Source organism: Rhodococcus sp. GQ147, from assembly GCF_059759155.1.
This window is the reverse complement of sequence record NZ_JCAXDU010000001.1, coordinates 149010-172851: the sequence shown is the minus strand read 5'-3', so window position 1 is coordinate 172851 and position 23842 is coordinate 149010. Positions and strand designations below refer to the sequence as shown.

The following is a 23842-nucleotide window of genomic DNA, read 5'->3' as shown; positions in this document are numbered from 1 at the left end:
GAATGGAACACATGAGTGTTTCCCCAGTAGATTTAACCGTGCAGTCGCCATCTCTGATGAGGTGGCTGATCTCCTGAAGCAGTAGTCGGGTGCTGAGCGCTCACACGCTCAGGAGCTTGGTCCCCTCCAACGACGAATTCAGATCATCGTTGAAATTCTTCACCGCCAGGCGCAAGACCAAACCGATCAGCAGGACCGGCAGAGTGAACAGCAGCAGGAAGCCTAGCGCCTTCCAGTAGTCGGCATCGTAAATTCCCGCGATAGCCGCGCGCACCGCTGTCGTGGCATGGGAGACCGGGACGAACGGGCTGATGTTCTGGAACCACTCCGGCAGGACCGCCAACGGATACGCACCCCCACCCGCGGAGATCTGCACGACCAGCAGGAGCACCCCTATTGCCTTACCCGCCTCGCCAAATGCAAGCACAAGCGTGTACGTGATGAGCGAGAAGACGAACGACATCACCCACCCGGCGAGGATCAACAGGAACGGGTGCGCCGGACGAACCCCGACGAAGCCGATAAGGCCCACGAAGAGGATCGTGCTCTGCAGAAGAGCCATCCCGCCGAAGATCGCGTAGTGGCCGAAATACTCCTGCCACGGCTTGAGCGGCTTATCGAGCGGTGGAAGCGACTCGCGCGAGACCTCGGTGCGGATGAGCACCGCGAGCAGCAGCGAACCCACCCAGAGCCCGAGGACCGTGTACAGCGGCGCCATCTGCGAACCGAAGTTGTCGACCTTGAACACCGGGATTTCCTTGAGGTTCACCGGAGAGGCGAGCTGGGAGGCGAACGTCGCCGGGTTCGAGCCGATGATCTCGGTCACCTTGCTGAGGTCACCGGTGTTCTCGGCACGCGCGAGGGCCGCCTCGAGATCGGCAAAGATATCCGAGGTCCCACGGAGATCGCTCGCGAGCAGCCGGACCGCGGTCTCCGCGTCGGAGAGGCCGGCACTCAGCGAACCCGCCCCGGAGGACAGCGACTGCTCCGCTGCTCGCAGATCCTGACCGATACCCGCGAAGTTCCCCTCCAATGTGGAGAGGTCGCCTGCGAGTCGGTCGAGCTTCGGCCGCAGGCTGTTGGTGTACTGGTCCCGCGCCCCGACGATCGCTGCCTGTACGGCATCCACGTCCCGCAGGATTGCGCTGCGCGCCGCGGCAACGTCACCCGTCGACTGGGGACCGGCCGCCGCCGCGTCGAGGCGCTGCTCGAGAGCCTCCTGACGGTCGACGATGCCAGCGACTCGATTGGCGAGAAGATTCACAGCGTCCCGGGTCACAGGGTCCAGACCTGCCGCCGATGCCTGGTCCCGCAACCGATCACGAAGCTGGGCGTACGACTCGGCCTGCTGCCCGACTATCCAGGAGGCCTGCGACAGCGTCGCCACGGACTGCGGCGACGGCGAGTTGCCCAAGATCCGGTCGACCTCGGCACGAAGAGCCTCGAAGCTTCCGGCGCTGGCGCTGAAGGCCTGCGAGAGTCGCTCGGACGTCGATGCGAGGACGTCCCGGGCGGAGGTGACGGCGCCGGCACCCTGTCCGATCGCTCCGGAGGTGTCCCGCACGGCATCGGACGATGCGGTGGCGAGCGAACCGGCGCTGGAGAGCAGACTGTCGGCAGACGAGAGCACCACTGCGAAGATGTCGGCAGTGCCGGCTGCCGAATTCAGCTGGGTGGAGATCCCGCCCACCGAAGCCTGCAGCCGGTCCAGAGTCTGCTGCGTCTCGGAGCCCTCGAGATAGGTGGCCAATGACGACACCAGCGCCAGGCCGACCTCGTTGAGGGTCTTGGTAAAGCTGGTGTTGATCTGCGTCGATACCTCCGTCGCGGCCTCGCCGGTGATCAGCGAGGAGAGTGCGTTCTTCTTCTCGTTGACGTAGAGGTCGATCTCCGCCGGCGAGGCGCCGGGGGCGATGAAGGTCAGCATCTTCTGGCTGAAGTCCTTCGGCAGCACGATCGCTGCGTAGTACTCCTCGGACTTGGTGCCCTCGATCGCTTCTTCCTCCGAGACGAACTGCCAGTCGATGTCGCTGTTGGCGCGCAGCTGCGAGACCACCTGGTCGCCCACGTTCACGCGCATCGGGAACAGGTCGCTCTCGAAACCCTCGTCGGCGCTGGCGACCGCAACCTTGAGGTTATTGACGTTGTCGAACGGGTCCCAGCTCGACAACACGTTGAACCACGCGAAGAAGGAGGGGATCAGTATGACGCCGACGAGCACCACCGCCGCGACCACGTTGCTGGTGGCCTGACGGAAGTCATGACGGATCAGGGTGATGATGTTGTTCACGCGTTCTGTCCCTGCTTCTCAAGCTGGTCGAGTCGGGCGTCCGACCTGATCGCGATATCTTCCTGTGCCAGAGCTCGCTTCAACGCATCGTCTGGAAGATCGCTGACCTCTGCGCCGTACAGGACGTTCTGGTTGATGTACTCGACCACCACGATCGAACCCATAACGAGAAGGCACAGGAGCCCCCACAGTCCGAGGACTGTGGCCTTCTCATCGGGGAAGACGGACCCGATCACGAAGAGAACCACGGCCCCGATCAGGCCGGCGAACAGTGCGGCGCGCTGCGCGGCCTTGTGGTTGGTGTCCAGCCAACGACGCTTGCGGGCGTTGTCCTCCCGGAACTTGTCCCGATCGGTCAGGGCCTGCACCAACTGGGTGAGCCTGTGACGGGAGCCGAGGATCTGCACGTCCTCGCTCAGGAACAGACCGGTATCGGCCAACTTGCTGTTGAACAATCGAGCGAAGTTGCCCAGCCGCTGGCGGAGGAACAGCCCGAGGATGAAGGCCAGCGCGGCCAAGAGTACGAGTACGGCCATGTACCGGAGGTAGTGCAAGCCGTAAAAGCCGCCGATGGTCTCGCGCAGCGCGTCGATCCCGTACGTGAACGGGAAGAACGGGAACAACGCCCGGAAGAAGTCCGGCATCATCTCGATCGGATAGATTCCCGAGGCGCCGGGAATCTGCATGATCACCAGCAACACGGCTATGCCCTTACCGATGTAGCCGAAGGACACCGAGAGCGCATAGATGATGGACATGTAGACGAGGCCGATGAACACCGCCGTGGCGACGAACACGACGGGGTTGACCGTCTGGACGCCGATCACCACATTGCCGATGCTCACCAGCAGCGCCTGGATGACGTTCATCACCGCGAACAGCAGCCAGCGCCCGAAGTACGCCTGCCGCACCGTCAGGCCCTCGACATCCTCGTCGTCGACCTCGAGCTTGAACAGCACCATCAACACGAACCCGGCGATCCACAGCGACAGGTTGGTGAACAGGGGCGCCATCGACGAGCCGTAGGCCGGCACCGGGAACAGGTCGTTCTCGTGGACCACCACGGGCCCCGCCATGAATTCGGCGATCGTGTCCGGGTCGAGCGAGGTCAGTGTGCTCACCTGGTTGATGAGGTCCGTGGCACTGATCGCACTGAGGTCGGTCTGCAGGGCGATGAGATCCGATTGCACGTCCGCGAGGTTCCCGTCCAGCGACGACACTGCGGTGCCGGTCTCATCCATGACCGATTCCAGTTCGGTGAGCATGCCAACGGCCTCGCCCACGAGCACACGCTGCGAATCGAGCGCCGAGGAGAACGCCCCGACGGTCGCGGACAGCGACGACATGGACTGGTTGAGCCCCGGGAAGGTCCCCGACAACACACTCTGCAGCGCGCCGGAGGAACGCTGGGCGGCGGCCATGGCCTCCGACGCGGCGGCCGTCTGATCGGCCACCGTGGACACACCAGCCTGCGCGGCCTCCAGGGTCGCCAGGAGCTCCTGATCGCGGACCGTCTGCGCTTCGAGCGCGCCGATCACCTGGTTCAGCTGGTTCTTGAGCGGCAGCCCGTCAGGGGTGGCGGCGACGAGAGGAAGCATGGTGGCGAGTAGCGCCTGATTTGCGGTGATCACCGCCTGCACATCACGCTGAGCTGTGCTGAGAGCCGACCGGGCCGCGTCGGCGCCGACCGCGACCTGCCCGACGCTCTCGTTGAGGCGGGTGGTGGCGCCCGTGAGGTTCGCCGTGCCGGAGACGTAGGCGCCGGTCAGGGTGTCGGAGAACTTGACCAGGTCGCCCTGGACCTCGTTGACGAGGCCCTGCGCGTCGGAGACCGCTGCGGTGACGTCCCCGATGGCCGCGTCCACCCGCTCCAGGGCTCGCCTGGCATCGGTGAGCGCCGCCGCCCCGGGCTCGAGCGTGCCGTTCAACTCGGTCAGGGTCGTGCGGGTGGCCTGGACCGTCGCGAGGGCCTGGTCCAACGCGGTCAGCGTCTGGCTGCGCGAATCGACCAGCCAGTCTCCCGCATCGACCCCGGCCTGCTCGGCTTCCTTAGCGATGGTCTGTGCGACGGTGGAGACGAAGTTCGAGTTGATCTGCGTGTCGAGCGTGGACGCACCGACCTCGGTGATCTTCGGGGCGATCGCGTTGGCCTTCTCGTTGGTGTAGTACTCGAGTTCCGGCCGGACGAAGTCGCCGGTGACGATGGTGAGGAGGTTCTTGCTGAAATCGGGGGGCATGACGATCGCGGCGTAGCTCTCGCCGGACCTGACCGATTCCATGGCCGCGTCCTCATCCATGAACTGCCAGCCGAGCTGGTCGTTCGACTTGAGCTGGGCCACCACCTGCTCGCCGACGTTCACTTCACCGGTCAGCTCGGTACTGGCTCCCTCGTCCTGGTTGACGACGGCGACCTTGATGTGGTCCGCGTTCCCATACGGATCCCAGAACGCGATGATGTTGACCCAGGCGTAGAGCGAGGGCAGCACCAGCAGTCCGATGATGATCGCCCACGACTTCGGAGCCCGACGGATACGCGTGAGGTCACGACGAAGCACCTTGTAGGCGTTGCGCATGCACTTTCCCCGCTTAGCTGTATGGGCATTCATGGATCGCACCGTGGATAAGGGACTTCCCCCACTTCAGTTGACTCGTGGGGTTGAGCGGTTCAGGCCGCGTGTGCGGCCTGATTGGTTGTCTCGAACGGGTACTTGCCGGGCACGTCTGCGGTCGCCTCGATGATCGCTCGGCGAACACTGTCGCGGCGGAAGCGGGATGGACACCGCGGAATCACGACACCGGGAGCGGCTCCGGCGCCGATTTCCTGCGACCGAGGAAGACTGCAGACGCCAGGAGGAAGCACACTGCGCCGACGAACGTGCCCACGTTGGCCAAGTTGGGGTCGAGCGAGGTCCCGTGGTGCAGGACGAATGCTCCGACTGCGGAGATGCCGAACGCGATCGAACCGAGGGTGTTGAGCCAGACGCTCTGCCAGTCCCTCGACTTCGGTGCCCAGTAGGTTCCGGCTCTGAACAGAATGAGTACGGCGAGGGCGCTTGAAACGAGGAAGGCGATGGAGCCTTCCGCGTTCGGATTCCAGACCAGGTGCATCTCCCCTTTCACGGTGTGGGCGTGGAGTGCGGAGCCGGTGCTGATGTTGAACAGGATCGTCCCGAGTAGCTGGACTGCGGCAGCCAGCCACAGCGCGCGGACCGCGGGACGGCCGGCGTCGACGACGGTGGCCGGTTGACTCAACGTTAGCTGTAGGAACGCGGCTGCGGTGAAGAACCAGGATCCCGCGAAGAAGAAGACGTTCGCGAGCATGACCCCCGAAGACAGCAGACAGATACGGCGCCGAACCGAGCGCGAAGAGGGCGGAGCCGATCACGAAGCCCCAGGACTGCATTCGCAGTGTCCGGTGAATCAACATGCGCCGCATGATAGTTAGAATCCCAGATACTTTCAGCACGACACTCGGTCCATTTGTCGACACGACAACCTCGTGTGATTCGACGAATCGCGCCCCTCGGGTCGACACGGAACGGGTTGCCCGCGCCGTGGCGAGCAGGACGGCTTCCTCGGTGTTACGGTCGGCCCATGCCACCCAAATCGGACGCTGGTACTCGTTTGCTGTTCCGTAACGTTCGTGTATACGACGGCGTGTCGCCGTCACTCGTCACCGGTGACGTCCTGATCGACGGGGCGACCATCGCGGGGGTGTCCAGCTCCCCTGTCGGCGAAGATCCGAGCCGGGAAACCATCGTCATCGACGGTGGAAATCGTGTCCTGATGCCGGGCATGAGTGACGCCCACGTGCATCTGGTCGGAAATGCCAACTCCTACGTCGACATGGTGGCGGGAACCGAATCCCACATCGCACTCAACGGTCTCGCCGAAGCCAAGAACATGCTGCACCGCGGATTCACCGCGGTGCGCGACATGGCCGGCGACACCGGGAGTATCAAGTCGGTGATCGACCGCGGACTCTTCGAGGGACCTCGCATCTATCCGTCGCAGGCCGCGATCTCCTAGACCGGCGGGCACGGCGACTTCGGATTCGTCTACGAGTGTCCGACAGCGCTCGGCGGAAATCAAAGTCGCGCAGAGGAAATCGGGTTCATGCGGGTGGCTGACGGGCCGGATCGCGTCCTCGCCGCCGTCCGTGAGCAGCTCAAGAAGGGCGCATCCCAGATCAAGGTGATGGTCGGCGGTGGTGCCGCGTCCATGTACGACCCGCTCTACACCGTCCAGTTCACCGATCCCGAACTTCGTGCGGCTGTGCACGCCGCCACCGACTACGGAACCTACGTCGCCACGCACGTCTACAACGTCACGGGCATCCGCCGGGCGGTCGCGGCAGGGGTGAAGTCGATCGAGCATGGCCACCTCGCCGACGAGGAGACCATCGCCCTGCTGGCGGAGAAGGATGTCTGGCTGTCGATGCAGCCGTTCGCGTTGGGAGATCACCACTACCCGGATCCGAACCGAGCCGACAAGGACAAGGAGATCTGCTCGGGAACGGACAACGTATACGAGTGGGCGCGCAAGCACGGCGTCAAGACCGCATGGGGCACTGATCTCCTGCTCGAACCTCAGCTTGCGCACCGGCAGAGTGAGATGGCAGCACGCCTCGGCGATCACTACAGCAACGCCGACGCCCTCCGGATGCTCACCTCGGGCAACGCCGAATTGTTCCGGCTCGCCGGCGAGCGAGATCCGTACCGGCAGGCCCCGTTCGGGGTGATCGCCGAGGGCGCGTGGGCGGACGTCCTGCTGGTCGACGGCAATCCACTCGAAGATCTCAGCTTGCTGGCCGACCCCGCGAAACACCTCTCCGTCATCGTCAAGAACGGCAACGTGGTCAAGAACCTTCTCCAGTAGCGCACGTTAACAGACATCCGATTCCGGGTGACGTGGCCGGAATCGGTCAGTGCGTTGTACCCGAATCCGGAGGTCGAGTTGGTCGACATGCAGTCCGAGAGTTGGCAGCCACCGCCGCCAATCGTCACGAACACCGCAGGAACCCTGGTATCAGCCCGCAGCATCGAACTGCACGGGCCGTGGGGGCACGTGTTCGGCCCACTCGACCTCGACATCGACCTCGGCGGGGTCAGCGTCATCGCCGCCCAGGCCGGTGCAGTCCGAACCGCACTGCTGATGGCACTGTGCGGCCGGATGCGACTCAATGCCGGTTCGTTGACCGTCCTCGGCAACGACAAGCAGACGACGGTGTTCGCGCAGTCGTCGATCGCGTGCGTGAACGAACTCGAAGAAGTACAGCCGTCCGTCACCGTCCGCTACCTGGTCACAGAACAGCTGCGCTGGGGATTCCCCGTGGTACCGGATGGTGCCCCGGGTGAAGGAATCCGGGCCGGCGGCATCTATCCGGTGCCGACCACCGCGAAACCATTCCAGTGCATCCACCCGTTCGACCCGATGACCTACACGGTGAACGGGCTCCGGCAGCCCACCGTCGCCGGTCACGTCGACTCCAGGCTGCGGATCGCGATCGCGGTACTCACCGGCATCCTCCTCGTCACGCTCACGGCCAGCGCCGTGTCCGTGCGACGCAACCGCCGCTACACGATGGAACGCCTCTACCCCCCGATCGAGGTCTGATCCACCCCGAACCGGCCACCCCCCGCTCGACCCGTACACGCCAAGGATCGTCCGTTCGACCCGGTGGAGGAACAGATGTCAGAACGCAACTCGGCCCCCGCGGAGACTCTCGCCCCGGCATACACCGGACGGCTCGGGACCGACCCGGTCCCCGCGCTCCGCCTTCCGAAGTCCGAAACCGACCCCGAGGCGGCCTACCGGTTCATTCACGACGAGCTGATGCTCGACGGCAGTTCACGGCTGAACCTGGCCACGTTCGTCACCACCTGGATGGACCCGCAGGCCGATCGTCTGATGGCCGAGACCTTCGACAAGAACATGATCGACAAGGACGAGTACCCGGCCACCGCGGAGATCGAGACCCGCTGCGTGAACATGGTGGCCGACCTGTTCCACGCGGAGAACCTCACCGCCGATCCCGCGTCGGCAACCGGTGTGTCGACCGTGGGATCGTCCGAGGCGGTGATGCTCGCAGGTCTGGCCCTGAAGTGGCAGTGGCGGCAGAAGCGTCAGGAGGCGGGAGAGGACGCCACCCGTCCGAACCTCATCCTCGGCAGCAACGTACAGGTCGTGTGGGAGAAGTTCTGCCGCTACTTCGACGTCGAACCGAAGTACCTGCCCATGGAGAAGGGGCGCTACGTCATCACCCCGGAACAGGTCCGGGATGCAGTCGACGAGAACACCATCGGTGTCGTCGCGATCCTCGGCACCACCTTCACCGGGGAGCTCGAACCCGTCGCCGAGATCGCCGAGGCGCTGGACGAGATCGCCGCCGCAGGCGGGCCCGACGTCCCGGTGCACGTGGACGCGGCGAGTGGTGGCTTCGTGGTTCCGTTCCTGCACCCGGAACTGCAGTGGGACTTCCGGATTCCCCGTGTGGTGTCGATCAACGTCAGCGGCCACAAGTACGGCATGACCTACCCGGGCATCGGATTCGTCGTCTGGCGCTCGAAGGAGCACCTGCCCGAGGACCTGGTGTTCCGGGTCAACTACCTCGGCGGAGACATGCCGACGTTCACCCTCAACTTCTCGCGCCCCGGAAACCAGGTCGTCGGCCAGTACTACAACTTCATCCGACTCGGTGTCGCCGGCTACACCGCGATCATGGAGTCCCTGCGCGACACCGCACTGATGCTCTCCGAACGGATCTCCAAGATCGACAACATGCATGTCATCACCGACGGCACCGCCATTCCCGTTCTGTCTTTCGAAATCGTCGACGACCCGGGATTCACCGTCTTCGACGTCTCACACGAACTGCGCGCCCGCGGATTCCAGGTCCCGGCCTACACGATGCCCGCGGATGCCGAGGACGTCGCGGTTCTGCGGATCGTGCTGCGCGAAGGCTTCAGTCGCGACCTGGCCGCCAAGCTGGCGGACGCCCTCGACAGCGTGACCGGGGAGCTGCGAGGCAAGAACACCGATCGACCGGCGAAGACGCACTTCGCCCACTGACCGTCGTGGGGGAAGCCGCGGTCCCGGCTTCCCCACGACCGATCCCGACAGATTGCGAGACGCAACGTGAAACGCGCCGCCGGCGAACTCATCGTGATAGACGGCCTGCCGAATCTCCGCGACATCGGTGGATGGCCGGTCTCCGACGGCAGCCACGTTCGTCGGGGTGCCCTGTACCGCTCGGTCGAACTCAACCGCCTCAGCGACGTCGGTGTCGCCGCGTCGCTGCGCTCGGCGTGCACACCGTGTTCGACCTGCGCACGGAGATGGAGCGGGCGGCGCAGCCGGACCGACTTCCCGAGGGCACCGCTCACGTGGTGGTCGACGTGCTCGCCGACGCCCCGACGGACGGGCGGAACAGCTACTCGCCGAAAGTTACCGCGACATAGTCGGATCCGACAGCGCACTGGCCGCATACCGGCATCTGTACACCGCGCTCGCCGACCCCGAGGTACGGCCGGCGCTCATCCACTGCACGACGGGCAAGGACCGGACCGGTTGGGCGGCAGCGGCCCGTCAAGGTCGCCCCACGCACGTACCGGAACTGGAAAACCGCTCCGCCGTCGGAACGGACCGTCGCCGACGCGCATGTCACGAATGCATTGCTCGGCACCGTCGGCGCCGCGGAGGGGCTGTACGGGCGCCGCAAGATGACCGTGCACCTGCGCAACCAGGGCCACGAGGTCGGCAAGCACACGGTGGATCGGTTGATGCGCGACGAGGGCCTGTCCGGTGTGACTCGTGGGCGCCGGGATCGGACTACGATCCCCGGCGGCCGGAAGGCAGATCGGGCGCCTGACCTGGTCGATCGTGACTTCACCGCCGAGGTGCCGAACCGGAAGTGGGTCACCGACTTCACCTAGTTTAATACTCTCGGGACGTTCCGCTGAATGAGAGAAATTGGTGAATGTGTTCCGTCTTGTGGAACTCGCGGTCGTGGGGTGAGCCACTCTCACGGCAGGCTCCTTCCACGGTGGAGCAGTGGCATCGCCGGCGTCGGCTACGGTGACCCGGTGCCTCTCGTGATCACCACCGTGAACGTCAACGGCGTGCGCGCAGCCGCAGCCAAGGGTCTCGTCGACTGGCTCGCCTCGTCGGCCGCCGACATCGTGTGCCTGCAGGAGGTGCGGGCCACCGAGAAGCAGTTCCACGCCGCGATCGCCCCGGCGCTGGAGGCCGGATGGCACTGTGTCGGCGCAGAGTCCTCGGCCAAGGGCCGCGCCGGGGTGGCGATCCTCTCGCGTGTCCCGGCGGACGCCGTCCGCGTCGGATTCGACGTCGACGAGTTCGCCTCGGCCGGCCGCTACATCGAGGCCGACTTCGGCGACGTCACGGTGGGAAGCCTCTACCTGCCGACCGGTGAAGCACAGACGCCGAAGCAGGACGAGAAGGAACACTTCATGAAGAGCTTCGCGACCTACCTCGCCGAACGGTACGCCGCGGTGACGGCCGCAGGTCGCGACATGGTGGTGTGCGGCGACTGGAACATCGCCCCTACCGAGCGAGACATCAAGAACTGGAAGGGCAACGTCAAGAAGTCCGGCTTCCTGCCCGAGGAGCGCGCGTGGGTCGGCGACCTCCTCGAGACCGGCTGGCGCGACGTGGTGCGCGACCTCCACGGCGACGTCGCGGGCCCCTATTCGTGGTGGTCGTACCGCGGCAAGGCATTCGACACCGACGCAGGCTGGCGCATCGACTACCACCTCGTGACCCCGGGCCTGGCGGCCCGCGCGAGCGAGGCCCGCGTCGAACGCGCAGCGAGCTACGACCAGCGCTGGTCCGACCATGCACCGGTGACCGTGACCTTCGATCGCTGACCGCTTCTGCGGATCGGCGCAGAAGTGCCCACCTCGGTCGCAGCGCGGCGTGGCCTGCGTGGAATCATCGACGGCATGTCGAGCACTGCAGAACAGAACGCCACGAAGCCGAAGGCCCGCCCCCGTGTGCTGTCCGGCATCCAGCCCACCTCGGATTCGTTCCACCTCGGGAACTTCCTCGGGGCACTGGCGCAGTGGGTTCCGGCGCAGGACGAGAACGACGCCTTCTACTTCATCCCCGATCTGCACGCGATCACCGTTCCGCACGAGCCGAAGCTGCTGCGCAAGCGAGTGCTCGTCTCCGTGGCGCAGTTGCTCGCGATCGGTATCGATCCGGAGAAGTCCGTGCTGTTCGTGCAGAGCCAGGTGCCCGAGCACGCCGAGCTCGCCTGGGTCCTGAGCTGCATCACCGGTTTCGGTGAGGCCAGCCGGATGACGCAGTTCAAGGACAAGTCGGCCAAGCAGGGCACCGAGCACGCCGGCGTCGGCCTGTTCACCTATCCGATCCTCATGGCCGCCGACATCCTGCTCTACCGCGCGAGCCACGTGCCGGTGGGGGAGGACCAGCGTCAGCACCTCGAACTCACGCGAGATCTCGCGCAGCGCTTCAACTCCCGCTTCGGCAAGACCTTCGTCGTCCCCGAGCCGACGATCGTGAAGGAGACCGCGAAGATCTACGACCTGCAGGATCCGACGTCGAAGATGAGCAAGTCCGCGGCGACCGACGCGGGCCTGATCAACCTGCTCGACGATCCGAAGGTCTCGGCGAAGAAGATCCGCTCCGCGGTGACCGACAACGAGCGTGAGATCCGTTTCGACCGCGAGAACAAGCCCGGAGTGTCGAACCTGCTCACCATCCAGTCGGCGCTGTCGGGTCGCAGCATCGACGAACTCGTCGCCGGCTACGAGGGCAAGGGTTACGGCGATCTGAAGGCCGACACCGCAGAGGTCCTCACCGAGTTCGTCACCCCGATCCGCACCAAGGTCGACGAGTACCTGGCCGACCCGGCCGAACTGAACCGCATTCTCGCGGGCGGCGCGGACCGCGCTCGCGAGGTCGCATCCCGCACCTTGGCGCAGGTCTATGACAAGGTGGGTTTCCTGCCGCGGACCTAGACGAAGGAGCACCCGGATGGCCGGCGAACCCGACGAGAAGCCGGGGTTTCTCGAACGTCAACGCGCGGCCCATCCGGTGCTCGACCGCGTCCTTCGGGCCGGGGTGCGGTACCAGGAGAACAAGGGCGACTACTACGCGGCCGGCCTGACCTACTTCACGGTGCTGGCGATCGTCCCGATCATCATGGTCGTGTTCTCTCTGGCCGGTTTCGTGCTCGCCGGGCGACCCGAACTGCTCGACCAGATCCGGCAGATCATCTCCGAGAACATTCCCGGTCAGCTCGGCGGCACCGTGCAGAGCCTGATCGACTCGGCGATCGAATCCCGCGGCGCGGTCGGCCTCATCGGCCTGCTCACCGCCTCGTATGCCGGTCTGGGCTGGATCACGAATCTTCGCGAAGCCCTCACCGCCATGTGGGAGCACCCGCGCGACAAGGGCAACTTCCTCGTAGTGAAGTTGCGCGACGGGGGCGCACTTCTCAGTCTCGGACTCGCGATGACCGTGTCGTTGGGGCTCTCGGCGCTGAGCAGCGGGCCGATCGCGCGCAGGATCGTCGAGCTGCTCAACATGGAGAATCTCGTCGGCATCGGCGTGGGTCTGCGAATTCTGGCTCTGGTGGCGGCCACTGCCGCCACCGGTCTGGTGTTCACCTGGGTGATCGCTCGCCTGCCCCGCGAACCCGTTCCGTTCCGCAGCGCGCTCGTCGCGGGTGCGATCGCCGGGATCGGTTTCGAACTGCTCAAGCAGACGGGTTCGATCTACCTCGAACGTGTGCTCAACGGCCCGGCGGGCGTCGCCTTCGGCCCGATCCTCGGCATCCTCGTGTTCGGTAACCTCACGGCCCGCCTGGTGCTCTTCTGCACCGCGTTCGCAGCGACGTCCCGAGCGAGCCTCGCACTCGCACACCATCCCGCGCCCACAGGGGCGGTCATCACGCCTCGCCTCGAGGTGCACGAGGGTCTCGACGCGCGCCGCGGCGCCGCAATCCTCGGTGCGGGCCTGGTCGGTGGACTCCTCGCCGGGCTGCGCTTCCGGAGGAAATGAGCGAACTCCCGGGGTGAAAACTCGGTTCGGGGGTGCCGATCGTGCCGCGGACGGGCGACGATGGAGGCGTGGCAAAACAGACGCGATCCGCCGCGCCCCAACGCGCGTTCCGGGTGACTCCGCGCAGAGCGCTCGCGGCCGTCCTGGTCCTGCTCGCTGCGCTGTTCGTTCTCCAGAACCGCAACAGTACGAGCATCGACCTCTTCTGGATCTCGCTGCAGGCACCGCTGTGGCTGGTGCTCGTCATCATCTTCGCGGTCGGGTGGGTCGCGGGCTTCCTGTTCGCACGCGGACGCTGATCCGCATCGGTGCGGCCACCGGCAACGGAGCACAGGGGAGTGGGCACAGCGGAGTGGGCACCGACGACAGCAGGCCCGTCCCCGAAGGGACGGACCTGCTGTCGTGCGAGGTGATCAGCGAGCGAACATGAGCGCGCGCTTGACCTCCTGGATCGCCTTCGTCACCTGGATGCCACGGGGGCACGCGTCGGTGCAGTTGAAGGTGGTGCGGCAGCGCCACACGCCTTCCTTGTCGTTGAGGATGTCCAGCCGCTCGGAGGCACCCTCGTCACGCGAATCGAAGATGAACCGGTGCGCGTTGACGATCGCGGCGGGACCGAAGTAGCTGCCGTCGCTCCAATACACCGGGCACGAGGTGGTGCAGCACGCGCACAGGATGCACTTGGTGGTGTCGTCGAACCGGGCACGGTCGGCCTGCGACTGGATACGCTCGCGGGTCGGCTCGTTGCCGGAGGCGATGAGGAACGGCTTCACGGCGCGGTAGGCGTCGAAGAAGGGTTCCATGTCGACGACGAGGTCCTTCTCGACCGGAAGGCCACGGATCGGCTCGATCGTGATCGTGACGTCCTTGCCGTTCTTGTCCAGCATGTCCTTCATGAGGATCTTGCAGGCGAGACGGTTGACGCCGTTGACACGCATCGCGTCCGAGCCGCACACGCCGTGGGCGCAGCTGCGACGGAAAGTGAGCGTGCCGTCGAGGTAACCCTTGACGTAGCCCAACAGGTTGAGCAGACGGTCGGACGGCAGCGCCGGCACCTGGAACGAATCCCAGTGCTGACCCTTGTCGTCCTCCGGGTTGAACCGGGCGATCTTGAGGGTGACCATCGTCGCGCCCTCGGGCACGGGTGGCAGTGTCGACGCGCCCGTGTCGGTCTTCTCGATGGTTGTCATCAGTACTTACGCTCCATGGGCTCGTACCGGGTCTGGACCACCGGCTTGTAGTCCAGGCGAATGTCGGAGATCAGTTCCTCGCCCACCTTGTACGCCATGGTGTGCTTGAGGAAGTTCTCGTCGTCGCGCTTCGGGTAGTCCTCGCGGGCGTGTCCGCCACGCGATTCCTTGCGGTTCAGCGCGCCGACGACGGTGACCTCGGCCATCTCGAGGAGGAAGCCGAGCTCCAGCGCCTCGAGCAGGTCGCTGTTGTAGCGCTTGCCCTTGTCGTGGACCGTGATCTCCTTGTAGCGCTTCTTCAGCTCGTGGATGTCGTTGAGCGCCTGCGTCAACGTCTCCTCGGTGCGGAACACCGACGCGTTGTTGTCCATCGTCTGCTGCAGCTCGGTGCGGATGTCGGCCACCCGCTCCTTGCCGCCCTGGTGCAGGATCAGATCGAGCCAGTCGTCGACGTACTTCGTCGGCTGCTCGGGCATCTCGACGTGCTTCGTGCTGTTGGCGTACTCCGCGGCGGCGATGCCGGCGCGACGACCGAAGACGTTGATGTCGAGCAGCGAGTTGGTGCCGAGACGGTTGGCGCCGTGGACGGACACGCACGCGCACTCGCCGGCCGCGTACAGGCCGGGCACGACGTTCTCGTTGTCGCGGAGGACCTCGCCGTCGACGTTGGTCGGGATACCGCCCATGACGTAGTGGCAGGTCGGGAACACGGGCACGAGCTCGGTGACGGGGTCGACACCGAGGTAGGTGCGGGAGAACTCGGTGATGTCGGGGAGCTTCTCCTCGAGGACGTCCTCGCCGAGGTGGGTCACGTCGATGTAGACGTAATCCTTGTTCGGTCCGGCGCCGCGACCCTCGAGCACCTCGAGCACCATCGAGCGGGCGACGATGTCGCGGGGCGCGAGGTCCTTGATGGTGGGGGCGTAGCGCTCCATGAACCGCTCGCCGTCGGCGTTGCGGAGGATGCCGCCCTCACCGCGCACGGCCTCCGAGATGAGGATGCCGAGACCGGCCAGGCCCGTCGGATGGAACTGGTGGAACTCCATGTCCTCGAGCGGGAGGCCCTTGCGGAAGATGATGCCGAGGCCGTCACCGGTGAGGGTGTGGGCGTTCGACGTCGTCTTGTACATACGGCCCGAGCCGCCCGTCGCGAAGACGATGGCCTTGGCGTGGAAGACGTGGATCTCGCCGGTCGCGAGCTCGTACGCGATGACACCCGTCGCGACGGGACCGTTCTCGGTCTCGGTGAGGGTGATGTCGAGTGCGTAGAACTCGTTGAAGAACTCGACGTCGTGCTTGACGCAGTTCTGGTACAGCGTCTGCAGAATCATGTGGCCAGTGCGGTCTGCGGCGTAGCACGCGCGACGGACCGGGGCCTTACCGTGGTCGCGGGTGTGACCACCGAAGCGACGCTGGTCGATCTTGCCCTCGGGCGTCCGGTTGAACGGAAGACCCATCTTCTCGAGGTCGAGAACGGCGTCGATGGCCTCCTTGGCCATGATCTCCGCAGCGTCCTGGTCGACCAGGTAGTCGCCACCCTTGACGGTGTCGAAGGTGTGCCACTCCCAGTTGTCCTCTTCGACGTTCGCGAGGGCGGCGCACATGCCACCCTGAGCGGCGCCGGTGTGGCTGCGGGTGGGGTAGAGCTTCGTGAGCACTGCGGTGCGCGCACGCGGGCCGGCTTCGATGGCCGCACGCATGCCGGCGCCGCCGGCGCCGACGATGACTACGTCGTAACGATGTTCCTGCATGAAGGTTCGGCTCCCCTAGCTCGCCGTGATGTTCGGGTCGAAGGTGAAGATCACGTAGGTGCCCAGGCCCATGATCAGGATCATCGACACGACGAGGATCGTGTTGAGCCAGAACCGGGTGGAGTCCTTACGTGCGTAGTCCGCGATGACGGTGCGCAGACCGTTACCGCCGTGGAGCTGTGCGAGCCACAGCATCGACAGGTCCCAGAACTGCCAGAACGGGCTGGACCAGCGGCCTGCGACGAACGCGAAGTTGATGCGGTGCACGCCGTCATCGAGCATCAGCATGATGAAGAGGTGACCGAGGACCAGGATGATCAGGGCCAGGCCGGACAGGCGCATGAACAACCAGGCGTAGAGCTCGAAGTTGTTCTTCGCGGCACGCCGCGGCGTGCGCGGGTTGTCGAGGCCTGCGGGCCGGTCGTATTCCTTACCCAGAGTCTTCGCTTCGGTCATGTCAGTGCCCCGCAAACGTGTTGAAGAGGATGCGAACGGCCGCGGGGATCATCACCACGAACCAGATCGCGAGGATCGTCCAGAGCATCACGCGCTGGTACTTCGGGCCCTTCGACCAGAAGTCCACGAGCATGACCCGCAGGCCGTTGAGTGCGTGGTACAGGACCATCGCGACCAGGCCGAGCTCCATGAGGCCGACGATCGGGTTCTTGTACGTATCGATCACCGCGTCGTAGGTCTCGGGGTTGACCCGGACGAGTGCGGTGTCGAGGACGTGGACGAAAAGGAAGAAGAATGTCGCCACGCCCGTGATCCGGTGCAATACCCAGGACCACATGCCGGGGTCTCCCCGGTAAAGCGACCGTGTGCGCCCCGCCTTTGCGGGGGCGGCTTCAGTCGTGCTGCTCATCGAGTGCTGTGCCTCCAACGTCAATGGTGGACGCGTCGAGCTGCTCCTACCTGTGGGGGATTCCGCAGTACGGGCCCGACGTGAACCTGAACCGACTTGGATCGACTCTAGACCCATCCCAAACTCGGGAACCAATCTCCTGCGCCATTCGTACAGGCCCCAAAAGCGAAGTTAGGTTTGCCTTTCCAACTGTGATCTGGCGCAGTGGGGGTCGCCTATCGTCGTCCACGCCACCGTGACAGGATGGGGAACCATGCCGGACATCGACTGGAAAATGTTGCGCGCCAAAGCACATGAGGTGATGGGTCGAGCCTACGCCCCCTACTCCGGGTTCCCGGTGGGGGCTGCCGGCCTCACCGTCGACGGTCGGATGGTCCTTGGGTGCAATGTGGAAAATGTCTCACACGGACTGGGGCTGTGTGCCGAATGTGTACTCGTCGGTAACTTGTTCGCCCAGGGTGGAGGGCGTCTGCGGGCCGTCGCCGTCTGCGACTCCCGAGGCCACGTCCTGACCCCGTGCGGCCGGTGTCGGCAGGTGCTCCTCGAACACGGCGGTCGCGATCTCGAGGTCGACGCCCAGGGTGGCCCGCGTCGCCTCTGCGAGCTCCTCCCCGACGCGTTCGGCCCCGACGATCTGGCGGCCGTGCGGGAGAACGAGGACCGCCGTGCCTGACATCGTCACCGTCATCCGCCGCAAGCGCGACGGACACGAGCTCTCCGGCGCCGAGATCGACTGGGTCATCGAGGCGTTCACCCACGGGATCGTCTCCGACGCCCAGATGTCGGCCCTGGCGATGGCAGTCTGGTTCCGCGGCATGAGTCGGGCCGAGACAGCACGCTGGACCACCGCCATGATCGACTCCGGTCGTCGTCTCGATTTCTCCGCTCTCGGCCTGCGCACCGTCGACAAACACTCGACAGGCGGTGTGGGGGACAAGATCACACTGCCGCTCGCACCGCTCGTCGCGGCCTGCGGCGTCGCGGTCCCGCAATTGTCGGGCCGCGGTCTCGGTCACACCGGCGGCACCCTGGACAAGCTCGAGGCGATCCCCGGCTGGAAGGCCGATCTGACCACCGCGGAGATCGCCGAGATCCTCAGCGACCCGGCCGTCGGTGCGGTCGTGTGCGCGGCGAGTGCCGATCTCGCCCCCGCCGACCGCAAGCTCTACGCGCTGCGCGACGTCACCGGGACCGTCGAGTCGATCCCGCTCATCGCCAGCTCGATCATGAGCAAGAAGATCGCCGAGGGCACCGGAGCCCTCGTCCTCGATGTGAAGGTCGGCAGCGGCGCCTTCATGAAGGAACTCGGCGAGGCCCGCGAGCTGGCGCGCACCATGGTCGAACTCGGCACCGACGAAGGGCTGCCCACGACGGCCCTGCTCACCCGCATGGACAGCCCGCTCGGGCGCACGGCGGGCAACGCGCTCGAGGTCCGGGAGGCCGTCGAGGTGCTCGCCGGCGGCGGACCCGACGACGTCGTCGAGCTGACCCTGGCCCTGGCCCGCGAGATGCTCGCCGCCGCCGGTGTCGACGATGTCGATCCCGCCGACCGACTGCGCGACGGCACCGCAATGGACCGGTGGAACGCGATGATCGTCGCCCAGGGCGGCGACCCCGCGGCGCCGTTGCCGGTCGCGACCCACACCGAGACCTTCCACGCCGACGCGGACGGGGTGGTCTCCGAACTCGACGCGTACAAGGTCGGTATCGCCGCCTGGCGGCTCGGAGCCGGTCGCGAACGGCAGGGTCAGGACGTGCAGCCCGGGGCCGGTATCGAACTGCACGCGGTCCTCGGTGATCGCGTCCGCGCGGGGCAGCCGATCGCGACGCTGCACACCGACACTCCGGGACGTATCCCCGACGCGCTCGCCGCCCTCCGCGGCGGTGTCCGAATCTCCGACACGGCCCCCGTTCGGCAGCCGCTCGTGATCGAACGGATCCGGGCGTAGGGGCTCGGTGGCCGGAGACCGAGCGGAACCGGCCGCCGCCGACTACCGTCCCGATCATGAACGGCCGTCTGACTCCCGAACTCGTTCGCACCGCACCCAAAGTGGTCCTACACGATCACCTGGACGGCGGACTCCGTCCCCGGACGGTCCTCGAACTCGCGGACGCGTGCGGGTGGTCGTTGCCCGCGGACACCGAAGCGGATCTCGCCCGCTGGTTCCGCGAATCCGCCGACAGTGGGTCGCTCGAGCGCTATCTCGAGACCTTCGAGCACACCGTCGCCGTGATGCAGACGGCAGAAGGACTCGAACGCGTCGCACGCGAGTGCGTCCTCGACCTCGCCGACGACGGCGTGGTGTACGCCGAGGTGCGGTTCGCGCCCGAGCAGCACCTGGAGAAGGGACTGTCTCTGGACGAGGTCGTCGAGCGCGTCCTCGAAGGCTTCCGAGCCGGGGAATCGGAGGTGGCCGCCGGTGGTCGTCGCATCCGGGTGCGCTGCCTGCTCACTGCGATGCGGCACGCTGCACGCTCGTTGGAGATCGCCGAACTCGCCGTGCGCTTCCGGGACCGCGGCGTGGCGGGATTCGACATCGCCGGCGCCGAAGCGGGCAACCCGCCCAGCCGTCATCTCGACGCCTTCGAGTACACCCGCGCGGCCAACGCGCACTTCACGATCCACGCCGGTGAGGCGTTCGGGCTCCCGTCCATCCACGAAGCGGTCGCCTTCTGCGGCACCGACAGACTCGGCCACGGTGTGCGCATCGTCGACGACATCGAAGTGCACGACGACGGAACCGCCACTCTGGGCCGGCTCGCGAACTACATCCGCGACAAGCGCATCCCCCTCGAACTGTGCCCGTCGTCGAACGTGCAGACCGGCGCGGTGCGCACGCTCGCCGAGCATCCCTTCGACCTGCTGGCCCGCCTGCGCTTCCGCGTCACCGTCAACACCGACAACCGGTTGATGAGCGACACCACGATGACGCAGGAGATGGTGCGGCTCGTCGAGACCTTCGACTACAGCTGGGTCGACCTCGAACGGTTCACGATCAACGCGATGAAGTCGGCCTTCCTCCCGTTCGACCAGCGACTGGAACTGATCGACGACGTCATCAAGCCTGGATACGCCGTCCTCGTCGGGTAGAGACCGCGACCCGCAGATACCTCTATGGGTGCGCGGGGCGGGAAATGGTCATCGGAGCGCGTTACAACGCGCTCTTGTGACCACTTCGCGCGCCGGAGTGCCCAAGTGGAGCTGCCGTCAGTGCCGACCCGACGCGACGCGCGTCAGTGCCGACGCAGTCGCGCTTCGAACTCGCGCTCGAGCTCGCGCCAGGCGAGGGATTCGGTGTCGAACGGCGGCTTGGGTGCCGTTCGTCCCGAGTCGGGTTCGATCACGTGGTTGACGAACCAGCCGAGTTCCGTGGACGCGGCGAGCGCGGCCTCCGTCGAGTCGTCGTCCGCGAAGTTCGCTGCGTCGACGAACAACTCGACCGCGAGTTCGAGCTGGTCGGGGTCGACGGCCGCAACACCCTGAGCGATGTCGTCGGCGATCCCGGTGAGCACATAGACGTTGTCGTCGGTGACCGTCACGTCGAGCGATCCGTCGACGGCGGCGAGCTGGATCTCCGTGTACGGCTCGAGCGTCGCGAGGTCGTGGTCGTGGTTGTCGGCGAGGTGGCGGGCCAGCGCGCGTTCGGACGGGAAGACGTCGATCGTGCCGTCGTGGCCGAGGAAGACGGCGTCGTCGTTCACGTAGCACCGCAGCGAGTACCAGGTGCCGTCGGTCGTGATGATCCGGATGGGATCGATGCCGACCCGGGCCCAGAACTCGTAGCCGTCGTCCTCGTCATCGGTGTCGATGAACTCGTACTCGTCGTCGGCGTCGACGTCCTCGACCGTGTCGTCGGCCTCGACCTCGTTCTCGTCGACCGCGACGAGCTCGGATTCGATCTCGGCGACCACGGCAGCATCGACGTCGGGAGTGGAGATCACGGCGTCGAGCGCGTCGATCACGCCGTCCCAGTCCTGCGCGACCGCGGTCCCGACGCGATTCCACAGGTCGAGGCCCTCACGCGTGCGGAAGGCCGAGACACCGTGCTGCAACAGGAGGTCGATCTCCTCGCGTTCGAAGAACTTCGTCACGACGTCGAGATCGCAGACGTCGCCGAGGATGCTCACGATGTCGAAGGTGTCCTGCAGCTCGGACACCGACACGGGATCCGGATCGTCGGCCACGAGTTCGGGGACGCCGACGAGGTCGTAGGTGTGCGGTTCGTCGGGTTCGAACTCCGAGGCCGCAAGCTTGGACACGATCGGCCACGCCTCGTGCTCGACGAGGTCGTTGTCGGCACCCGAACGCACGAACGCGACGAGCTCGGGGACCGACGGGAAGGCGTACAGATCGTCGCCGTGGCCGAGGAATGCCTCCCACTCGTCGTCGCCTTCGCGCCAGCGCGGCGCCCAGAGCGTCACGAGGTTGCCGTCGGTGAGACCGAGCTCGATCGGGACGATGTCTCCAGCCATGGCGCGAAGCCTAGCCATGTCGGCGCCGAGAATATAGCCGGGGGCGGCTCGCTATCGGTTTCATCGCGTTACCGGACGGTCGCCGACGGTGACCGGGTGGTGACCGACGGCGACCGGACCGGCGTCGCTCGCGTCGAGGGCCGCGCGGAGCTCGTCCATCGCGGAGACGCGCGCGGCAGCGGCCTGCCGTGCGGCGTCGTGCACGGTCGCGAGAATCACCGCGGCCAGTTCGCGGGGGTCGGTGCCGCCGATCGGCTCGGCCAGCTCGAGTCCTTCGAGCGCTCCCGAACCGTCCACACGGGCGGTCACGCGTCCGTCGGGACTGCTCGCGGTGCCCCGGACCGCGCCGAGCCTCTCCACCGTGCGTTCGAGCGCATCGAGCCGGACGTGGGCTCGGTCGACGATCGCCTCCACCATCGGTTTGCTCATCGAACGAGACTTTCACGACGATCGGTCGGTCCGTCCGCCAGGTCGGCGCGGGACGGCAGCCGCATCCGGTCGAGGATCTCGCGGGGGACACCTTCGGCGGCGAGGCGTTCGCCGCGGACCACCGCGGCCTCGAGAGCGGCCTGCCGGTTCAGGGCGAGGATCTGATCGGCCAGTTGCCGTGCTCCGTAACGCAACTCGCGGGGGTCGATGCGAAGGTCCACGGGTAGTCCACCGTCCGTTGTGCGCACCGAGATCGTCCCGGCCCGGTTGTGGGCGGTGGCCGTGATCGGTTCCGTCGTCGTGCTGTCCATATCGGGTTGGACGCAGCGCGAGCCCGGCCGGTTCCCTCCCGGTGCGGAGATTCTCCGGAATCAGCCGGCGGTCGGGCGGTAGACACCGTGGAAGGCCATTCCACCGTTGCTGGTGCGCATCGGCGTCACGGAGACGGGGTCGCCCGCCTCGACCATGAGGCCGTTGCCCACCACCATCGCCACGTGCCCGTCCCACACGACGAGGTCTCCGGGCAGGGCGGCCGCAGGATCCACCCGTGTGCCGACGTCCTGTTCCTGGGCCAACCGCGGCAGTTCGACCCCGGCCTGCGCGTAGGCGTACTGCGTCAGTCCGCTGCAGTCGAGGCCGGAGCCGGGACTCGTGCCGCCCCACACGTACGGGGTGCCCTGCTGGGCGAGGGCGTGACGCACCGCTGCCGCAGCGGTCTCGTTCGGTGCCAGGCTGACGCTGCCGTCCGGAAGCCGCACCTCCACGCCCGTCGAGAGCCCTCCACCGAAGGTGTGGAGCGAACGTGGCTCGTCGCCGGCCGGGTCGGGGCCGGGATGGTGACCGGAGTCGATCGGGGGAGCGGAGGGCTCGGGTGGAAGGAGTGCGGACGCCCGATCGGTCAGCTCCGCGAGCGTTCCGGTCACCTGTGTCAGCACGTCCAGCCCGGCGACGAGGTGGTCGATCGCCACTGCGAGGAGCGCGAGCTGCCCCTGTGGAAGCGACGTCGCGGGTGCGGCCTGCTCGGCGAAGGTGACGAACGAGTCGACGAGACGAGCGATCTCGGCCGCACCGGTGACCACCGTGACGGTCGCCTCGAGCGCGATCCCGGCCAGTGCCGACCCACGATCGGCCGCCGCGAGGACGTCGGCGAGGACCTGCTCGGCACTCGCGATCGCCTGCGAGGCGGCCGGGCCACCCCAGGCCCAGGCGAGCTCGGCGACGGCGTCGCGCCCGGTCGCATGTACCTCCTCGGCCCACTGCGCACCGATGCGCACCATCTCGCCCGGATCGACGCCGGGTGGCAGCGCGGTGCCGAACGCGTCGAGCAGGCCGGTCAGCGGAGCGACGAGCAGATCCCCTCCGATCACAGTGACTCCACGACGGAGTCGAGTCGTGCGGCGGTGTCGTCGGTGGTGTGCTCGTAGGCGGCCACGGAGGCCTTCGCGGCGTCTCCCATTCCGCCGAGCAGGTCGCCGAGCCGGCCGAGATCGCGCACGTGCGCGGAGTGGGTCGCGGTGAGAGCGGCGAGCACGGGTGCCCCGATCGGACCCAGTGCGGCGCTCAGCGCCGAGGGGTCGCCGTGCCGTGTCTGTTCGGCGGCCTCGTGCAGGCGCGCGGCGAGTTCGACGGCGTCGTCGCCGAACCTCCCGACGGCACTCGTGTCGATCCGTAACGCGTCCCTACCGGAGTTCTCGGTCACCTCGTCGCCTCTCGCGTCGTTGATGTGGGATTCGGCACCTTCGGAGGGTTCCGTCCCTGCCTGGTTCGACGCACCCGACTGCCGATCGGTTCCGTC

20 protein-coding genes and 5 pseudogenes are annotated in these 23842 nt (G+C 66.4%); 13 read left to right on the top strand and 12 right to left on the bottom strand.

The window, feature by feature from the left end; translation table 11 throughout:
• Nucleotides 1-100: 100 nt before the first annotated feature.
• From AC6CID_RS00835 to AC6CID_RS00825, 3 genes and pseudogenes are all read right to left on the bottom strand, one after another.
• Complete coding sequence (locus AC6CID_RS00835; RefSeq protein ID WP_498353454.1) at nucleotides 101-2290, bottom strand: YhgE/Pip domain-containing protein; 2190 nt, start codon at nucleotides 2288-2290, stop codon at nucleotides 101-103.
• Complete coding sequence (locus AC6CID_RS00830) at nucleotides 2287-4863, bottom strand: YhgE/Pip domain-containing protein (protein WP_217579612.1); 2577 nt, start codon at nucleotides 4861-4863, stop codon at nucleotides 2287-2289. The genes AC6CID_RS00835 and AC6CID_RS00830 overlap by 4 nt, the downstream gene beginning before the upstream one ends.
• Nucleotides 4864-5077: 214 nt before the next feature.
• Nucleotides 5078-5717: pseudogene (locus AC6CID_RS00825) on the bottom strand (hypothetical protein).
• Between the two features lie 167 nt (nucleotides 5718-5884).
• Here AC6CID_RS00825 and AC6CID_RS00820 point away from each other — a divergent pair.
• The 10 genes and pseudogenes from AC6CID_RS00820 to AC6CID_RS00775 all read left to right on the top strand — a co-directional run bounded on the left by AC6CID_RS00820 (nucleotide 5885) and on the right by AC6CID_RS00775 (nucleotide 13638).
• A pseudogene (locus tag AC6CID_RS00820) lies at nucleotides 5885-7168 on the top strand (metal-dependent hydrolase family protein).
• Nucleotides 7169-7651: 483 nt separating this feature from the next.
• Nucleotides 7652-7906: pseudogene (locus AC6CID_RS00815) on the top strand (hypothetical protein); the annotation flags it as partial.
• A 75-nt stretch (nucleotides 7907-7981) separates the two neighbouring features.
• Entirely contained in the window at nucleotides 7982-9361 is a 1380-nt protein-coding gene (gene gad, locus AC6CID_RS00810) for a glutamate decarboxylase (RefSeq protein ID WP_064060921.1), read from the top strand.
• A 66-nt stretch (nucleotides 9362-9427) separates the two neighbouring features.
• Nucleotides 9428-9523: pseudogene (locus tag AC6CID_RS00805) on the top strand (tyrosine-protein phosphatase); the annotation flags it as partial.
• A pseudogene (locus tag AC6CID_RS00800) lies at nucleotides 9489-9812 on the top strand (hypothetical protein); the annotation flags it as partial. The pseudogenes AC6CID_RS00805 and AC6CID_RS00800, both read left to right, overlap by 35 nt.
• A 151-nt stretch (nucleotides 9813-9963) precedes the next feature.
• Complete coding sequence (locus AC6CID_RS00795; protein ID WP_052227244.1) at nucleotides 9964-10224, top strand: IS3 family transposase; 261 nt, start codon at nucleotides 9964-9966, stop codon at nucleotides 10222-10224.
• Nucleotides 10225-10374: 150 nt separating this feature from the next.
• Nucleotides 10375-11178 (top strand): exodeoxyribonuclease III, encoded by an 804-nt coding sequence (locus AC6CID_RS00790; RefSeq protein ID WP_019288552.1) that lies wholly within the window; start codon nucleotides 10375-10377, stop codon nucleotides 11176-11178.
• 75 nt (nucleotides 11179-11253) lie between these two features.
• Nucleotides 11254-12294: a tryptophan--tRNA ligase gene (trpS, locus tag AC6CID_RS00785; RefSeq protein WP_026061260.1), complete on the top strand. Its 1041-nt coding sequence runs from the start codon at nucleotides 11254-11256 to the stop codon at nucleotides 12292-12294.
• A 16-nt stretch (nucleotides 12295-12310) separates the two neighbouring features.
• Entirely contained in the window at nucleotides 12311-13339 is a 1029-nt protein-coding gene (locus AC6CID_RS00780) for a YhjD/YihY/BrkB family envelope integrity protein (RefSeq protein ID WP_033097067.1), read from the top strand.
• 68 nt (nucleotides 13340-13407) lie between these two features.
• Complete coding sequence (locus AC6CID_RS00775) at nucleotides 13408-13638, top strand: LapA family protein (RefSeq protein WP_231414000.1); 231 nt, start codon at nucleotides 13408-13410, stop codon at nucleotides 13636-13638.
• 114 nt (nucleotides 13639-13752) lie between these two features.
• Here the strand turns inward: AC6CID_RS00775 and AC6CID_RS00770 are convergent, their stop codons facing one another.
• Genes AC6CID_RS00770 through sdhC form a run of 4 tightly spaced genes read right to left on the bottom strand, consistent with a single transcriptional unit; the run spans nucleotide 13753 to nucleotide 17145 of the window.
• Nucleotides 13753-14529: a succinate dehydrogenase iron-sulfur subunit gene (locus AC6CID_RS00770; RefSeq protein WP_006550125.1), complete on the bottom strand. Its 777-nt coding sequence runs from the start codon at nucleotides 14527-14529 to the stop codon at nucleotides 13753-13755.
• Nucleotides 14529-16280, bottom strand: coding sequence for a succinate dehydrogenase flavoprotein subunit (gene sdhA, locus AC6CID_RS00765; RefSeq protein WP_006550126.1), 1752 nt, complete (start codon nucleotides 16278-16280; stop codon nucleotides 14529-14531). The genes AC6CID_RS00770 and sdhA overlap by 1 nt, the downstream gene beginning before the upstream one ends.
• Nucleotides 16281-16295: 15 nt before the next feature.
• Nucleotides 16296-16736: a succinate dehydrogenase hydrophobic membrane anchor subunit gene (locus AC6CID_RS00760; RefSeq protein ID WP_006550127.1), complete on the bottom strand. Its 441-nt coding sequence runs from the start codon at nucleotides 16734-16736 to the stop codon at nucleotides 16296-16298.
• Between the two features lies 1 nt (nucleotide 16737).
• Nucleotides 16738-17145, bottom strand: a complete 408-nt coding sequence (sdhC, locus tag AC6CID_RS00755) for a succinate dehydrogenase, cytochrome b556 subunit (RefSeq protein WP_071935442.1) — start codon at nucleotides 17143-17145, stop codon at nucleotides 16738-16740.
• A gap of 253 nt (nucleotides 17146-17398) precedes the next feature.
• On the opposite strand from sdhC, the gene AC6CID_RS00750 reads away from it, so the two are divergent.
• The 3 genes from AC6CID_RS00750 to AC6CID_RS00740 are packed head-to-tail and all read left to right on the top strand — an operon-like array spanning nucleotide 17399 to nucleotide 20236.
• Nucleotides 17399-17818, top strand: a complete 420-nt coding sequence (locus AC6CID_RS00750; protein WP_200358350.1) for a cytidine deaminase — start codon at nucleotides 17399-17401, stop codon at nucleotides 17816-17818.
• Complete coding sequence (locus AC6CID_RS00745; protein WP_452585487.1) at nucleotides 17811-19094, top strand: thymidine phosphorylase; 1284 nt, start codon at nucleotides 17811-17813, stop codon at nucleotides 19092-19094. Before AC6CID_RS00750 ends, AC6CID_RS00745 begins: the two co-directional genes overlap by 8 nt.
• A 56-nt stretch (nucleotides 19095-19150) precedes the next feature.
• The gene (locus tag AC6CID_RS00740) at nucleotides 19151-20236 is read left to right on the top strand and encodes an adenosine deaminase (RefSeq protein WP_006550131.1); all 1086 of its coding nucleotides are present in this window, start codon (nucleotides 19151-19153) and stop codon (nucleotides 20234-20236) included.
• A 143-nt stretch (nucleotides 20237-20379) separates the two neighbouring features.
• Here the strand turns inward: AC6CID_RS00740 and AC6CID_RS00735 are convergent, their stop codons facing one another.
• The 5 genes from AC6CID_RS00735 to AC6CID_RS00715 are packed head-to-tail and all read right to left on the bottom strand — an operon-like array spanning nucleotide 20380 to nucleotide 23746.
• Nucleotides 20380-21618, bottom strand: a complete 1239-nt coding sequence (locus AC6CID_RS00735; RefSeq protein WP_006550132.1) for a SatS C-terminal domain-containing protein — start codon at nucleotides 21616-21618, stop codon at nucleotides 20380-20382.
• A 60-nt stretch (nucleotides 21619-21678) separates the two neighbouring features.
• Complete coding sequence (locus tag AC6CID_RS00730; protein ID WP_064060891.1) at nucleotides 21679-22047, bottom strand: YbaB/EbfC family nucleoid-associated protein; 369 nt, start codon at nucleotides 22045-22047, stop codon at nucleotides 21679-21681.
• Nucleotides 22044-22358, bottom strand: a complete 315-nt coding sequence (locus AC6CID_RS00725) for a hypothetical protein (RefSeq protein WP_064060890.1) — start codon at nucleotides 22356-22358, stop codon at nucleotides 22044-22046. The genes AC6CID_RS00730 and AC6CID_RS00725 overlap by 4 nt, the downstream gene beginning before the upstream one ends.
• Before the next feature lie 60 nt (nucleotides 22359-22418).
• Nucleotides 22419-23414, bottom strand: coding sequence for a C40 family peptidase (locus AC6CID_RS00720; protein WP_024101553.1), 996 nt, complete (start codon nucleotides 23412-23414; stop codon nucleotides 22419-22421).
• On the bottom strand, nucleotides 23411-23746 hold the full coding sequence (locus tag AC6CID_RS00715) for a type VII secretion target (RefSeq protein ID WP_482127172.1): 336 nt from the start codon (nucleotides 23744-23746) through the stop codon (nucleotides 23411-23413). The genes AC6CID_RS00720 and AC6CID_RS00715 overlap by 4 nt, the downstream gene beginning before the upstream one ends.
• Nucleotides 23747-23842: the final 96 nt, after the last annotated feature.

Bases quoted from the DNA above. Each gene is read 5' to 3' on its own strand.
- AC6CID_RS00830 (WP_217579612.1), bottom strand. From the start codon at position 4,863: ATGCGCAACGCCTACAAGGTGCTTCGTCGTGACCTCACGCGTATCCGT.
- gad (WP_064060921.1), top strand. From the start codon at position 7,982: ATGTCAGAACGCAACTCGGCCCCCGCGGAGACTCTCGCCCCGGCATAC.
- trpS (WP_026061260.1), top strand. From the start codon at position 11,254: ATGTCGAGCACTGCAGAACAGAACGCCACGAAGCCGAAGGCCCGCCCC.
- AC6CID_RS00780 (WP_033097067.1), top strand. From the start codon at position 12,311: ATGGCCGGCGAACCCGACGAGAAGCCGGGGTTTCTCGAACGTCAACGC.
- AC6CID_RS00770 (WP_006550125.1), bottom strand. From the start codon at position 14,529: ATGACAACCATCGAGAAGACCGACACGGGCGCGTCGACACTGCCACCC.
- sdhA (WP_006550126.1), bottom strand. From the start codon at position 16,280: ATGCAGGAACATCGTTACGACGTAGTCATCGTCGGCGCCGGCGGCGCC.
- AC6CID_RS00760 (WP_006550127.1), bottom strand. From the start codon at position 16,736: ATGACCGAAGCGAAGACTCTGGGTAAGGAATACGACCGGCCCGCAGGC.
- sdhC (WP_071935442.1), bottom strand. From the start codon at position 17,145: ATGAGCAGCACGACTGAAGCCGCCCCCGCAAAGGCGGGGCGCACACGG.
- AC6CID_RS00750 (WP_200358350.1), top strand. From the start codon at position 17,399: ATGCCGGACATCGACTGGAAAATGTTGCGCGCCAAAGCACATGAGGTG.
- AC6CID_RS00740 (WP_006550131.1), top strand. From the start codon at position 19,151: ATGAACGGCCGTCTGACTCCCGAACTCGTTCGCACCGCACCCAAAGTG.
- AC6CID_RS00735 (WP_006550132.1), bottom strand. From the start codon at position 21,618: ATGGCTGGAGACATCGTCCCGATCGAGCTCGGTCTCACCGACGGCAAC.
- AC6CID_RS00730 (WP_064060891.1), bottom strand. From the start codon at position 22,047: ATGAGCAAACCGATGGTGGAGGCGATCGTCGACCGAGCCCACGTCCGG.
- AC6CID_RS00725 (WP_064060890.1), bottom strand. From the start codon at position 22,358: ATGGACAGCACGACGACGGAACCGATCACGGCCACCGCCCACAACCGG.